Origin of the sequence: Erwinia sp. S38, from assembly GCF_016624545.1 — a bacterium.
GTDB classification, from domain to species: Bacteria; Pseudomonadota; Gammaproteobacteria; order Enterobacterales; family Enterobacteriaceae; genus Erwinia; species Erwinia coffeiphila.
Window position 1 is genome coordinate 181,807 of sequence record NZ_JACVTS010000010.1, and the last position, 13,937, is coordinate 195,743.

The 13,937-nt window shown below is 49.2% G+C and carries 14 protein-coding genes and 1 tRNA gene; 10 read left to right on the forward strand and 5 right to left on the reverse strand.

Annotation, left to right across the window (positions count from 1 at the left end; all coding sequences use genetic code 11):
* Positions 1-60 precede the first annotated feature (60 nt).
* Positions 61-1,131 carry a LacI family DNA-binding transcriptional regulator gene (locus IBT46_RS13355; RefSeq protein ID WP_200546067.1) on the reverse strand — a complete coding sequence of 357 codons (1,071 nt, stop codon included), beginning with the start codon at positions 1,129-1,131 and terminating at the stop codon, positions 61-63.
* A gap of 298 nt (positions 1,132-1,429) precedes the next feature.
* Here IBT46_RS13355 and IBT46_RS13360 point away from each other — a divergent pair, with 298 nt between their 5' ends.
* The 6 genes from IBT46_RS13360 to IBT46_RS13385 all read left to right on the forward strand — a co-directional run bounded on the left by IBT46_RS13360 (position 1,430) and on the right by IBT46_RS13385 (position 6,562).
* Positions 1,430-2,695 carry an MFS transporter gene (locus IBT46_RS13360; RefSeq protein ID WP_200546068.1) on the forward strand — a complete coding sequence of 422 codons (1,266 nt, stop codon included), beginning with the start codon at positions 1,430-1,432 and terminating at the stop codon, positions 2,693-2,695.
* Between the two features lie 295 nt (positions 2,696-2,990).
* Positions 2,991-3,248, forward strand: a complete 258-nt coding sequence (locus IBT46_RS13365) for an AbrB/MazE/SpoVT family DNA-binding domain-containing protein (protein WP_200546069.1) — start codon at positions 2,991-2,993, stop codon at positions 3,246-3,248.
* Positions 3,249-3,581, forward strand: coding sequence for a type II toxin-antitoxin system PemK/MazF family toxin (locus IBT46_RS13370; protein ID WP_200546070.1), 333 nt, complete (start codon positions 3,249-3,251; stop codon positions 3,579-3,581). It begins immediately after the preceding gene.
* 634 nt (positions 3,582-4,215) lie between these two features.
* On the forward strand, positions 4,216-5,739 hold the full coding sequence (locus IBT46_RS13375; protein ID WP_200546071.1) for an SIR2 family protein: 1,524 nt from the start codon (positions 4,216-4,218) through the stop codon (positions 5,737-5,739).
* 82 nt (positions 5,740-5,821) lie between these two features.
* Complete coding sequence (locus tag IBT46_RS13380; RefSeq protein ID WP_200546072.1) at positions 5,822-6,124, forward strand: hypothetical protein; 303 nt, start codon at positions 5,822-5,824, stop codon at positions 6,122-6,124.
* A 123-nt stretch (positions 6,125-6,247) separates the two neighbouring features.
* Positions 6,248-6,562, forward strand: a complete 315-nt coding sequence (locus IBT46_RS13385; RefSeq protein ID WP_200546073.1) for a hypothetical protein — start codon at positions 6,248-6,250, stop codon at positions 6,560-6,562.
* A 371-nt stretch (positions 6,563-6,933) separates the two neighbouring features.
* On the opposite strand, the gene IBT46_RS13390 is transcribed toward IBT46_RS13385, so the two are convergent.
* Positions 6,934-7,509: a hypothetical protein gene (locus tag IBT46_RS13390; RefSeq protein WP_127913527.1), complete on the reverse strand. Its 576-nt coding sequence runs from the start codon at positions 7,507-7,509 to the stop codon at positions 6,934-6,936.
* Between the two features lie 261 nt (positions 7,510-7,770).
* Positions 7,771-8,391 carry a LysE family translocator gene (locus IBT46_RS13395; protein ID WP_200546074.1) on the reverse strand — a complete coding sequence of 207 codons (621 nt, stop codon included), beginning with the start codon at positions 8,389-8,391 and terminating at the stop codon, positions 7,771-7,773.
* A gap of 272 nt (positions 8,392-8,663) precedes the next feature.
* Here IBT46_RS13395 and IBT46_RS13400 point away from each other — a divergent pair, with 272 nt between their 5' ends.
* On the forward strand, positions 8,664-8,873 hold the full coding sequence (locus IBT46_RS13400) for a DUF6434 domain-containing protein (RefSeq protein WP_200546075.1): 210 nt from the start codon (positions 8,664-8,666) through the stop codon (positions 8,871-8,873).
* A gap of 37 nt (positions 8,874-8,910) precedes the next feature.
* On the opposite strand, the gene IBT46_RS13405 is transcribed toward IBT46_RS13400, so the two are convergent.
* Positions 8,911-9,831, reverse strand: coding sequence for an AraC family transcriptional regulator (locus tag IBT46_RS13405; RefSeq protein WP_200546076.1), 921 nt, complete (start codon positions 9,829-9,831; stop codon positions 8,911-8,913).
* Positions 9,832-9,935: 104 nt separating this feature from the next.
* On the opposite strand from IBT46_RS13405, the gene IBT46_RS13410 reads away from it, so the two are divergent.
* A complete protein-coding gene (locus tag IBT46_RS13410; protein WP_200546077.1) occupies positions 9,936-10,769 on the forward strand; it encodes an oxidoreductase in 834 nt (277 codons plus the stop codon).
* A gap of 151 nt (positions 10,770-10,920) precedes the next feature.
* Here IBT46_RS13410 and IBT46_RS13415 read toward each other — a convergent pair.
* Positions 10,921-10,996: transfer RNA gene (locus tag IBT46_RS13415), tRNA-Asn, on the reverse strand.
* A 305-nt stretch (positions 10,997-11,301) separates the two neighbouring features.
* Between IBT46_RS13415 and IBT46_RS13420 the strand changes: the two genes are divergently transcribed.
* Positions 11,302-12,423, forward strand: coding sequence for a Gfo/Idh/MocA family protein (locus tag IBT46_RS13420; protein ID WP_200546078.1), 1,122 nt, complete (start codon positions 11,302-11,304; stop codon positions 12,421-12,423).
* Between the two features lie 217 nt (positions 12,424-12,640).
* Entirely contained in the window at positions 12,641-13,789 is a 1,149-nt protein-coding gene (gene fepB, locus IBT46_RS13425) for a Fe2+-enterobactin ABC transporter substrate-binding protein (RefSeq protein WP_234480112.1), read from the forward strand.
* Positions 13,790-13,937: the final 148 nt, after the last annotated feature.

Consider the following 13,937-nt stretch of genomic DNA (forward strand, 5'->3'; position numbering starts at 1 on the left):
CTGGTGTGAGGGGCAGTTCTTCCGTGGAATAAACATCGCGCGATGATCCGTTTGCGATCTTTACAGCTTCTCCGCCAGCGTTTTTAACTGCGCAATCACCTTCTCTTTCTCATCGTCAGTTTCCCCGCTGTAAGGGCGGGTTGACTGGCGGATGATCAACCGCGTCGGCAGCAGCTCGCGGATCTTGATCTGCGGCGCGGACATCAGCTGGATCAGCCTTTCCACCGCGCGTTTCCCCAACACATTGAAATCCTGAGCGACGGTGGTTAACGACGGCTGGAAGTAGAGGCTGTCCGCCGTATCGTCATAGCCGGTGACCGAAACGGCCCGGCTGCCGGTGCGATTGAGCTGCGCCAGTGCGCTAAGCACGCCGAGCGCCATCTGATCGTTGGCCACCACCATCGCGCTGATCCGCGGATGCTGGTGCAGCAGCTCAAAGGTTTTCTGCCAGCCGCTGGCGGCGCTCCAGTCGCCAAATACCGTCACCGCGTTGGCGATCCCCAGCCGGTGCAGCGCTTCGCGCCAGCTGCTCAGGCGCATACGGGCGGAGACGGAGCTTTCCGGCCCGGCCAGCAGGCCGAACTCCCGATGCCCGGCATCCCACAGGTGCTGCACGCAGGCACCGCAGCCGTCGCGGTGATCGAAACGCACGCAGCAGACGTCGCTCTCCGGCGAGACATCCAGAAACAGGCAGGCGATATCGCTGTTTTCCGCCGCCAGCCGCTCCGCCACGCTGCTTTCCAGCGGCAGACTGATAATCGCTCCGCGAATATGCTGAGCGCGGAACTCATTTAGTCGGTCCTGCAGCGACGTAAAATCGGCCTGAACCGGCATCGCAATCGACACTTCCAGCTGGTGCGATCCGGCGTAGCTTTTCACCGCGGCGGCAATTTGCGACGGCGCGTGCAGCGTCAGCGAGGCGGTAATCAGCCCAATCGACGGCGCGGATTTCCCCGCCAGCAGCTGCGCAGAACGGTTCGGGACATAGTGCAGCGCCTGCATCGCGCGGATCACTTTGTCGCGCGTGCGTTCGGCCACTACCTCCGGATTATTCAGCACCCGGGAAACCGTCTGCTGGGAAACGCCAGCCTCACGGGCGACATCTTCTAACGTTGCCAAATGGCGCTGCATGCGGCGCTCCTTAATCCGGTAAAGGTGAATGTCGTGCGCTAACATTTTATGTTTAACGAACGACAAAAAGCAGCCGTTTTTCCGGCGTTTCGTGACGCCGGACGGGTTTCATTTTCGCCGTTATTGCGGCATTAACGAAAATATCTGATAACGAAATCATTCATGTCTGACGGGCGACATTTTGGTTTAGAAGCGGCTGCTGACTGAGACGGGATAACAATAACGGTTAACGATGTACTTCCAATAATAATCGGTGGCAGAAGCCCCCAACCCCACAGGAATAATACGGGACATCACCATGAAACTTTCTGAACTTGCCCCACGTGAACGGCACAACTTTATCTACTTCATGCTGTTCTTTTTCTTCTACTACTTCATTATGTCGGCCTACTTCCCGTTTTTCCCCGTGTGGCTGGCGGAAGTTAACCACCTGACCAAAACCGAAACCGGGATTGTTTTCTCCTCGATTTCCCTGTTTTCCATTGTCTTCCAGCCGGTGTTCGGCTTGATTTCCGATAAGCTCGGGCTGCGCAAGCATCTGCTGTGGACCATTACGGGGCTGTTAATCCTCTTTGCGCCGTTCTTTATCTTCGTGTTCTCACCGCTATTGCAGATGAACATCATCGCCGGTGCGCTGGTGGGCGGGATCTACCTGGGGATGGTGTTCTCCAGCGGTTCCGGCGCGGTGGAGGCGTATATTGAACGCGTCAGCCGCGCCAACCGCTTTGAATACGGCAAGGTCCGGGTTTCCGGCTGCATCGGCTGGGCGCTGTGTGCCTCAATCACCGGCATTCTGTTCAGCATCGACCCGAATATTACCTTCTGGATCGCCTCCGGATTTGCGCTGATCCTCGGCGTGCTGCTGTGGGTATCCAAACCCGAGAGCAGCAACAGCGCCGAAGTCATCGATGCGCTGGGCGCGAACCGCCGTGCGTTCTCAATGCGCACCGCCGCCGAACTGCTGCGGATGCCGCGCTTCTGGGGCTTTATTGTGTATGTGGTGGGCGTGGCCAGCGTGTATGACGTGTTCGACCAGCAGTTCGCCAACTTCTTTAAAGGCTTTTTCTCCAGCCCGCAGCGCGGCACCGAAGTGTTTGGCTTCGTCACCACCGGTGGGGAGCTGCTCAATGCGATGATCATGTTCTGCGCGCCGTTTATTATTAACCGCATCGGTGCCAAAAATGCTCTGTTAATTGCCGGACTGATTATGTCCATGCGCATTCTGGGATCGTCCTTTGCCAGCTCGGCGGTGGAGGTGGTATTCCTCAAGATGCTGCATATGTTTGAGCTGCCGTTTTTACTGGTCGGCACCTTTAAATACATTTCATCGGCGTTTAACCCGAAGCTTTCCGCCACTCTGTTCCTGATCGGCTTTAACTTATCGAAACAGCTATCCGGCGTGGTGCTTTCGGCGTGGGTAGGGCGGATGTACGATACCGTCGGCTTCCACCAGGCGTATCTGACCCTGGGGTGTATTACGCTGAGCTTTACGGTGATTTCTATCTTCACCCTAAAAGGCAGTAAAACACTGCTGCCGGCAACGGCGAAGAACAGCGTGGCGTGAGAGGGTAGGGCTGCCATGGAGGGCGGGCCTTTGTACGTACTGAAATAGCCTTTTGTGTAATCCTCTTGCCTTCGGCGGCGCAAAGCTTTGGAAGCCGTGCCGCACTTTCCCTTCCTGAAACGTCATAACTCTTTGAGCCAGTGGTGAAGTTTTCTATCATCGGCTTTCTTTGTCATGGACTCAGCTCCTGCTTGATAACAGGCTAACTAAGGAAATTACCACAATGGAATTGATTAATAATTGTGCACGCATCGCCGACAATGTTATATTTAAATATAATTTTTGGAGGTGTTCTATGCATATTGCTCGCCTGAAAAAGGTTGGAGGCTCCGTCATGCTGGCGGTTCCTCCTGCCGTGCTTAAAACGCTGGGGCTGACTACCGATAGTGAAGTCGGCATGACCATTGATAATGGCCGCCTGATTATTGAACCCCAGAAACGACCGCATTATTCCCTTGATGAGCTGCTGGCGCAGTGCGATCCACACGCAGAAATCAGTGACGAGGATCGGGAATGGGCTAATGCCTCAGCCCAGGGTAAGGAGGTCCTGTAAATGGACAGGGGAGAAATCTGGCTCGTCTCTCTCGATCCCACTGCGGGGCATGAACAACGTGGAACGCGGTCGGTACTGATTGTTTCACCCGCCTCGTTTAACGCTTTCACCCGGCTCCCCGTTGTTGTGCCAATCACCAGCGGCGGCAACTTCGCACGCACGGCAGGCTTCGCCGTTTCTCTGGATGGTGCGGGAACGAAAACCACCGGCGTGATTCGCTGCGACCAGCCCAGAACCCTTGATATGGAAGTGCGTAACGGTAAACGTCTGGAGCGTGTACCCGAGGTTATTGTCAATGAGGTGCTGGCGCGGCTGGAGGCGATTCTTGGGTGATGTTTTGGGGGAGAAAGTGGAGTGCATCCAGAAGCCCGCTCAGGGGAACTTGAGTGGGCTTCTTTTTATGTGATGGCTTTTGAGTGGGATTTTTTGCCTGGTTAAGGAGCGCATTGTTTGTTCGCTGGAAGGTGATCCAGGCACGGATGATTGAAGTGTGGGGAGAATAAGTGAAGGGTTGTTTAGAGATAGCTGTTAGTCCGCTTTTTGCCAAATGCGGACATTATCATGTACCAATCAACGCGACGTCAGCCTGTCAGCCTGTCAGCCAGCTAGTTGGTGATGGAAGTGAGTTGTCAAAAGTTGTAGCTCCCTACCAGCGCCATCGGGGATTCTTGAGTGTACCTACCCTAAGTTACAGTTGCTTCAAACAGTTATCATTACTGAAGTTAGAGCAAGATTGGCTCTTTTACTACTAATCGATAAGCCAGATGAACTGATTTATGCAGTGTAACTGAGACTAATGCGGATAAAAGTTTAAGACCTAATGCACAACTTTTATCGTAAAAAGTTGCGTCTTAAGCATCAAAATGTGATTAGCTGATGTAGAAGGCTAGTTAGTAGAATTGTATGCGCTTGAAAATGTTGCTTTGTGTTAAATCAATTATAGAAATTGTTCTTAGGAGAACGATAGATGAAACTTAGTGAGTTCATGGGATCATACGTAAATCATCCAGTTGTGTTTGTTGGTGCAGGTTTCAGTCGCCGATATTTAACTGGTACGTACTCATGGCCTGAACTGTTAAAAAAAATTGTTTATGAAATGAAAGGCAGCTATGACTTCTATTTTGATTCGGCTGGTAGGAATGCAAATTCATTGGGAGAGGTTGATCTTCCAAAGGTGGCAAGTGAAATAGAAATTGAATTTAATAGATTATTAGAGTCAGATAGGAACGGGAAATTTAAATCCATAAATGACCGATACTATGAATATGCTTCTTCTGGAAACTACTCGGCTAGCCGAATAAAAATATTTATATCTAAGCTTGTTGATCTCCATGAAACAAACAATAATGAAAGTTATGCAACAGAAATGGAGTTATTTGCTAAGGCTAGTAGAAACATAGGGTCCATTATCACAACAAATTATGATAGATTCATTGAGACTCTAATTGGCTTTAAACCTATTATTGGTAACGATATTTTATTAAGTAATCCTTACGGGTCTGTTTATAAAATACATGGTTGTGTATCTCATCCAGAGTCAATTGTAATCTCTGAATCGGATTATGAAAGATTTCGCGTTAGCAATCATTTAATTAGGGCCCAATTAATTTCATTATTCATTCACAACCCAATTATTTTCATCGGTTATAGCATTAGCGATGAAAATATTAGAGATATATTAAAAACTATTTTCTCGTACATTTCAAAGGATTCTGATTTGGCAGATAAAGTCAGGAAGAATTTCCTTTTGATAGAACGTGAAGAAGGTAGTGACTCTCTAGAAGTTTTAGAACATGACGTAGTTATTGAAAATATCGGCAATATAAAAATTAATAAAATAAAAACTGATAATTTCAGTGGTGTTTTTGAAGAATTGGTAGGACTTAAACTTCCTGTTTCATCTATGGATATTAGGAAAGTTGAAAGTGTAATGAGAAAAATTAAAGAAGGAGGTTCTGTAAAAGTAAAAATTGTAGGTGATTTGGATAGTTTATCTAATGATGAATTAGTTATGGCAGTTGGTTCAGTTAAGAAAATTACATATCATTACCAATCAGCTTCAGAAATGGTTATGAATTACTTTGATATAATGGATTCAAGAAATGATGCTCTAATATTGTTGTTGAATAAAATAAAAGTTTCGCGTAATCAGTACTTTACCGCTCGTGGTTTTTCTACCATTTGTAACGAAATTCAAGGTATTGAAAATCTAAAAGAGAACCAAGAAAGGAACTTAAATACTTATTTTGACTCAATAGATCCTTCAGAGAAAATTGATTGCGATACAGTTGATGAAATACTTGCTTTAGGATTTAAAACTTATAAAACTGTGCGCATTCTTTTCTACAACATTTACGTGGATAATATTAATTTAGATAATGTGGCCGATTATCTGCGAGAGGGGGTGGCACTTGAAATTCTACCTTCAGACTATAAAAGACTAGTTAGTTTATACGATTATAAGCGATATCCTGACGAGATGTTTTTGTAATGATTAATTAAATCCTTTAAGTTTCGAGATAATGATTTTATTACAATGATATAATTTATACTTACAAAATTTTGAGGGTGGTATGAATATTTTTTCATTTGATTGCTTCGATCTTCGAGTTATCCTTAATCCGCATAATTTTTACGTAGGGCAAGCTAAATCTAGACTTCTATCACAATTTTCAGATCTTAGTGCTGAATGTGACCTGGAAGAGGAAAGATATCTCGAACGTACGGCTAAAAACTTTGACCCTGAAAGAGATGATCCAGCAGAGGCTTGCGAAAATGCGACACAAATAGGTATAACACATATGCATGCATTGATGGATATGAAAAATACTGTCACTCTAGCTATGAATGCTGGAATGTACCACCAGTTCGATTAACAGTTACGTGATTTAATTCTTCGAGAATTTCGTCATTGGAATAAGTTAAAAGCTATAAAAGATATTGTCTGGCGTACTAGTTTTGAGCGAATTATAGAATTGATGGAGTGGATAGGTTTCGATGTGAAAAATAAACCATATTTTCATCAACTAGATGCTTGCCGCCTTGTTGTAAATGTATATAAACATGGAGATGGGGTGGGTCATGAGACCCTGTTGCAACGGTATCCAAAGTATTACCAGCAATTATTTGGAGAAGCGTTAACTAGCTATGAGAATCTACAAATAACAGAATCCGATTTTGACGAGTTCAGTTCAGCAATAGTAACGTTCTGGCAAGATCTCCAACAACATTGCCAAAGCGAACTAGCCTTAGGTATCAATCCAACATGGTGGCCTGAAAAGGCTATTAACAAAGATGTTAGACGAAATTGCTAACGTTTTTTGCTAGTAATATAAAGTTCACTGCATAAAAAACATTCAAAAAATCTCTAGAAGTGAACATATGGGGGTATCTTTGGGGGTACCTCTTCGCTTTTCTATAGAAAAAATAAATAAAAACAATAAGTTAGTTATTGCCTTTTGTTCCTATTATGCTTCGAGCACCTGCTGAGTGTTAGGAACGGGCATTGACAACTGTTCTTTGCACTAAGAAACAAATAAACCAAAATAATTCGAGTCGCTTAAAGGTGTCAAATTCGAGAATCCCCAGGAACTTACTCAGGTAAATGACTGGGGTGAATAAGTACGGCCAGCGCATAGGCCGATTGAAGTATGACGGATATAAATAGGATAGAGTCTGATGAGTATCATTTTTCTGATTTATGGATTGACTCATCAAAATTACAAGAAGCTCGTTTGATATCGAATGTTTTCATAAATTCACTATATGCTTCAGGCCATTCCCCCATAGAGGATGACAGCACCTTATAAGCTTCACCTGATGCACCATAATTCATATCAGCAATTGCAAGTGTTTTTATAGATGTCGCAATGTTTATCGCAAGCCCTGAAAGACGTTCTGAAGAATATGTACTGATGGACATTGCCTGCGTAATAGCTGATTTGGCTGGTTGATAAAGTTGATTATGATTAGGTTGATATAAGAGAGATTTATCCGCATCAAACGCAGCTACGGCAGCCAATAAGCTAGATGCTCTTTCGCGAAATTTTTGCTCATCTTCATTAACCGCGTTGATACAAATTGTTCTGGCATTTATCAATGCTGGCACACTCGTACTTTCTACAAGCTTTGAACCAGTGAAGTATGAACCAATTATTCCGCCAATGGCTGCGATTATCGCGACTAAGAGCGTGCTGCCAGCGCTTAAAGATGCTTTGACGACTTCTGTTCTATCGTTATTACTGTTTTGACCATCAGACATTTTTAGCTACCAGTTACATAAAAACCTAGTGTATCAATAGATTACCTATCAATACTATTCGGACAAGCAAAAAATTGCCTTTTGGTCAAAAAATACCAGTAATCGAAATTGCACTAATGATAGTTGTGACCAATTTTTCCCACCATTGGATACGCCAGAATGCCAACTTCCGCTTCTCGCTCACAGCGGACCTTCAGCTTCGTTAACACGTCTGCTCCGTGCCAGAAACGGACGTGGTTAGCAATGTCACCGCCAATAAACTTATCTCGAACTGAGAGCAAGTTTAGCCGCAAAGCCTATAAACAAACCTCCGGTAGCCATGTCCATTATCCTGACAACACGGCTTTTCTTCAGTATGGCGGATGCAAAGTGCGTCGATAAAATAAGTGTGACAGACCAAATTGTCCCTATCGCGACATGAATACTGACAAGGATAAATGTCCATATCAAAGGGGAATGCCCGACAGGTATAAACTGAGGCAAAAATGACATATAGAAAATACCCATTTTGGGATTGAGTACATTCCCTAGCATTCCTTTCACAAACCAGTTTCCGTGTGAAGAAATGTCGGCATCGTTATGACTAAAAGACGATCGTGGCCGTATTAATAGCTGCAAGCCCAGCCAGCACAGGTAAGTCGCACCACAGATTTTTAGTATTGTATAAGCCAGCTCTGAAGCTGCCATTAGCGCCCCCAGACCGAGCGCGACAAGCGCTCCCCATATGAAACAGCCGCAGTCAATTCCAAGAGCAGCATGGAAAGCCTTTTTACCACCCTCTGCGCAGGTAGTTCTGAGAATGAGCGCTGTATCCAGGCCCGGCGTGAGAGTCAGCACTAGTGCTGCGAAGGAGAAAGCAAGAAGTGAATCGGTAACAGTCATTTTGTTTGTCCGAAAGGATGGAAGATACTCGTTTACCTCATTTCAATCAATGCCTTGCGAAAGTTTTTTTCATAACGCCTCTCGAACTAGTAGCTCATTCCCTGATCAGAAGACTGCTAAATAATCATTGGCATTTTCAGAGCCATTTCCTCGCTCATAAGGCACAACCATATTCAAATATCCTGTCTCCTTCATGCCATAAGCAGAAATTTTAAAAGCCTGTGTGTAAGATATAAACGCTGCCGTTAATGACTGACTACAGGGATCAATAAGTGAAAATCGACTGGCACAGTGCTGTATTAACACGATCCACGATCGTGGATAAACACTATAAAAATACGCAAAACGTACGTCGCTTCATGATTGATGAATGCGGTGCGGATTTTCGATTCGATCGTGATTTTATGGCCTGGATACTGAATGATGCGACCAAAAACCTGGGTGACGTTGTTGATGAGTGGAAGCGCAGGCATTCATTATAAAAATGACGGTCCCTTACTCGCCACTATCCAGTAAGCCTTAATGTGATGAAACGAATACTGACGCGGGCTGCGCAGGCGGAACGGCGAAGTGCTGCTGCATGCGTTTTATCTCCTCTGCCGGTGGCAGACCAAACAGGCGCTTGAACTCGCGATTAAACTGCGATGGGCTTTCATAACCTACGGCGTAGCTCGCGGCAGCGGCGGTAAGCTGCTGCCGCACCATCAACATGCGCGCCTGGTGCAGGCGTACCGATTTGACATACTGCATCGGCGGCATCCGGGTTATCGCTTTGAAATGGTGATGAAACGTCGGCACGCTCATTCCGGCTTCCAGCGCAAGTTGCGTCAGCGTTAACGGCTCCGCATAGGTGGCATGGATGCGTTCCAGCACTTTACCGATTTTGCCGAACTGCCCCTGCAAAGCCAGCGCGGCGCGCATTGCATTGCCCTGTGCACCCGTCAACACGCGGTAATAAAGTTCACGTACCCGCCCGGGGCCGAGGATGGGCGCCTCAAGCGGATTATTCAGGGCTTCAAGCAAATTCAGCACGGACGTTTTTACCGCGTCATCCATCGGGCTCGACATCATGCTTTGCGGCGCAGCGGGAGGATGCGGGGTGCCATGCTGTTCAATCTGCAACATCAGTTCAGTGGCCAGCTGGAAATCCAGATGCATATAAATCGCCAGCAACGGATGTTCAGCCGAGGCGTCGGTTTCCATCACAAACGGCACAGGCACCGAAACCGCCAGGTAGTGCTGTTCATCATATAAATAGGTCTGCTGACCGAAATAGCCCCGTTTGCTACCCTGGCAGACGATCACCATACCCGGATCATAAAGCACAGGCGTTCTGGCTAGTGGGCGATCGGCACGCAAAATTCGCACATCAGGCAACGCTGTGAGGTTGTACCCCTCCTGCGCCGCGAGTGCTTTTACCTGAGCAATCATTTCAGACATATCAGAGCCTCATAAAATCAGGCAATAAAAAGAGAAAATAAGGCCTAAAAATGCGCCAGTGCAAAGAATACCATGCAATCTTCACTGTTTATGGGAGTTATGTTATGACATCGGCAAAAACGATTTTAATCACCGGAGTCAGCAGCGGCTTTGGCCGCGCGCTGGCGCAGGAAGCCCTCGCCGCAGGCCATCGCGTCATTGGTACGGTGCGTAACCACGAAGCACTTAACGCTTTCGAGGTGCTCGATGCACAGCGGGCTTTTGGACGCCTCCTTGATGTAACGGACTTTGAGCGCATTGATGAAGTCGTTGCGGAAATTGAGTCCACCCTCGGTCCGATTGATGTGCTGGTGAACAATGCCGGGTACGGTCATGAGGGCATTATGGAAGAATCTTCGCTCGCTGAGATGCGCCGCCAGTTTGATGTGAATGTGTTTGGTGCCGTGGCGATGATCAAAGCCGTGCTGCCGGGCATGCGTCAGCGCCGTCGCGGCCATATTATCAATATCACCTCGATGGGCAGTTTCATTACCTTGCCCGGCATCAGCTATTACTGCGGCAGCAAATTTGCCCTGGAAGGGATATCAGAAACGTTGAGCAAAGAACTTAACCCGTTCAACATCTGCGTGACCGCCGTGGCACCCGGTTCGTTTCGCACCGACTGGGCCGGGCGCTCGATGGTACGCAGCGCGCGTAGCATCCCGGACTATGATGCTTTGTTCGATCCCATCCGTCAGTCTCGTGAGGAAAAAAGCGGTAAGCAGCTCGGCGATCCCGTTAAAGCCGCACGCGCTATGCTGGCAATCATGGAGAGCCGGAACCCACCCACGCATTTATTGTTAGGCAGTGATGCACTGGGTTTAGTGCGGCAAAAGCTCGCGGCATTAGGTCAGGAAATAGACGAATGGGAGAAACTAACCTGTTCAACGGATGGCTAGTCGGCCGCTAAGGCAGATAGCTCACTCGTTCATCGATGATGGTCGGCCGCATAAAGGGGCATTTCGCGTGGGCCATAATGCCGATCGCCTGACCGTTTAACGCAAAAACAAAAAGCCCGCTTAAGTTTCCTTAAGCGGGCTTCTCTAAATATGGCTCCTCTGACTGGACTCGAACCAGTGACATACGGATTAACAGTCCGCCGTTCTACCGACTGAACTACAGAGGAATCGTTTGAACGGGGCGCATAGTATCGAGCGGGGGAGGGGATGTCAAAGGCTGATTTGATGTTTCTGGTTTAACTGCTGATTAAATCGGCAGTTGATGCGTATTTTGTGCTGTAACCAGCATTTTTTTATCTTTTGCGCACTGCTTTGCAGGTTCGAACTGCGTTGCACTGGTGGTTGCATCTCATTGTGCAAGCGCGATCACGTTTATTTCATTTTGATGTTGTAGCACATTGTTTTGAAATATATATTCCAGTTTGTTTTTCATTTCGTTCCATTTTGCCACCCCTACACCCAAGGATTTGTCATGCAAAAAGTCAGAATCGGACTGATCGGCACCGGCTACATCGGACGCTGCCACGCTATCGCTTACTCTCAGGCTTCTACAGTCTTTAAGCTGAAAGGCGAACTGGTACGTGAGATGGTTGCCGAGGTTAGCCCGGACGTAGCGCGCGCTCAGGCCGCCGCGCTGGGCTTTAACCGATCGACCGGGGACTGGCGTGAGCTGGTGGCGGACGAGAATATCGATGTGGTGGATATCTGCGCGCCGAACTTCCTGCATAAGGAAATGGCGCTGGAAGCGATTCGCCACGGAAAGCACGTTTATTCCGAAAAACCGCTGGCGCTGGATGTGGCGGATGCGGAAGAAATGGTTCGCGCAGCGGAAAAAGCCGGGGTAAAAACCCTGGTGGGCTTCAACTACATGAAAAACCCGACCAGCCAGCTGGCGAAAGAGATTATCGCTCGCGGTGAAATCGGTGAAGTCGTGCATTTCTACGGCACTCACAACGAAGACTATCTGGCTAACCCGAACACCCCGCTGGACTGGCACTGCCAGAAAGCGCTGGCCGGGCTGGGCGCACTGGGCGATCTGGCTGCGCATATCGTCAATATGGCGCACTTCCTGGTGGGCAACATCAGCGAAGTCAGCGGCGATATGATGACGGTCATCAAACAGCGTCCGGACCCGAAAGATCCGTCTACGCTGCGCGATGTGGAAAACGAAGATCAGGCCAGTGCGCTGCTGCGCTTTGCCAACGGCGCACACGGCGTGATTGAAACCTCGCGTATTGCCTGCGGCAGCAAAATGGGCCTGACCTATGTGGTCACCGGCACCAAAGGCACCATCCGCTACACCCAGGAGCGCATGGCCGAGCTTGAGCTGTACATTCACGACGAACCGGCCGGTCGCCAGGGCTTTAAAACCATCCTGACCGGGCCTGCGCACCCAGACTATGCGGCATTCTGCATCTCTGCCGGTCACGGTATCGGCTTTAACGATCAGAAAACCGTTGAAGTGCGCGACCTGATTAACGGCATCGCCGCCGATGACCGCATGTGGCCGGACTTCGCCGAAGGCCTGCAGGTGTCGAAAGTGCTGGAGGCGATTGCCGTTTCCGCTGCGGAAGGCCGCTGGATGAAAGTGTAATTCAGAGCGATTTCGCTAAGTAAAACAGGCTGCTGACGCGATCGTCACGCAGCCTTTTTTATTATTTCAGCCCGATAAACCCAATGCGCATACGCGGTATCCATAAGTTATGCGGGTGATGCCCCGTGCTGATTGCCGCCCGCCTGCGGCTAAAGCGTTTAACTTCAAGGGTATTGCATGTATGATAATAATACTCATTTACAACCAAATCCTAACCATGAAACCTCAATCTTCCGTTACCCGCCTGATGTTGGTTGCCGGTGCGCTGGCGCTGGGCGTGATGCTCAGCGGCTGTGACCAGGCCTCCGACGATGCTAAGCCAGCGGCGCAACATGATGCTGCTGCCCATCAGAACGCCGCCGAAGGTGAGCACCACGGCACCGAACATCATGACGCGGCGCACGGTGAACAGCAGCAAAATTCCGCACCGGGTGAAACGTCTGGTTCAGATCGGCAAAACGCGGCGGTAAGCGAACCGCAGAGCTGGCCGCGCACCCTGCAAACGCCGAAAGGCACGTTGACCCTGCAACAGGCACCGAAGCGGATTGTGTCCACCAGCGTCACCCTGACCGGTACGCTGCTGGCGATTAACGCGCCGGTGATCGGTTCCGGCGCCACCGGGCGCAACTCGACGGTGGCGGATGAGCAGGGCTTTTTTACCCAGTGGAGCGCGGTCGCGAAAGAACGCCAGCTAAAACCACTGTACGTCACCGAGCCGAATGCGGAAGCGATTGCGGCCGAGGCACCCGATCTGATTATCATCGCCGCTACCGGCGGTGACTCGGCGATCAAGCTGTACGATCAGCTGTCGACCATTGCGCCGACGCTGGTGATTGATTACGGCAATAAAAGCTGGCAGCAGCTGGCGGTTCAGCTGGGCGATATCACCGGGCACGAGAACGATGCGAAAGCGGTGATTGATCGTTTCGAGCAGCGCGTGCAGCAGGTGAAGCAGGAGATTACTCTGCCACCGCAGCCGGTTTCGGCGCTGGTTTATTATGAAGACGGGCGCGGCGTGAATCTGTGGACGCCGGAATCGGCGCAGGGCAAGCTGCTGACCGAGCTGGGCTTCAGCCTGGCGATGCCGCCTGCTGATGTTCACGGCGGTACCAGCATGGGCAAGCGCAACGACATTATCCAGCTGACCGGTGAGAATATGGCGGCGGGTCTGACGGGCAAGACGATGATTCTGTTCTCGTCCGATGATGAGACGGTGCAGAAGGTGGAGGCGAATCAGTTCCTGGTGCATCTGGAGCCGGTGAGCGCGAAGCGGGTGTATTCGATGGGTCCGGATACGTTCCGTCTGGATTACTACAGCGCCAGCAATATGTTGAACAGCATTGAGCGGGATTTTAAGGCACAGTGATCGCGTTGGTAGAGCTTTGGAATCGGTGACTGGCTTATCGGTGCAGGCCGGGTTCACGGACTCGGCGTGAATACATCCGTGTAGCCTCGACGGGCGCCACCCAGCGCCCCCCCGGGCCGGGACCCCGCCGGCCCCCCGTGGCCCGGGA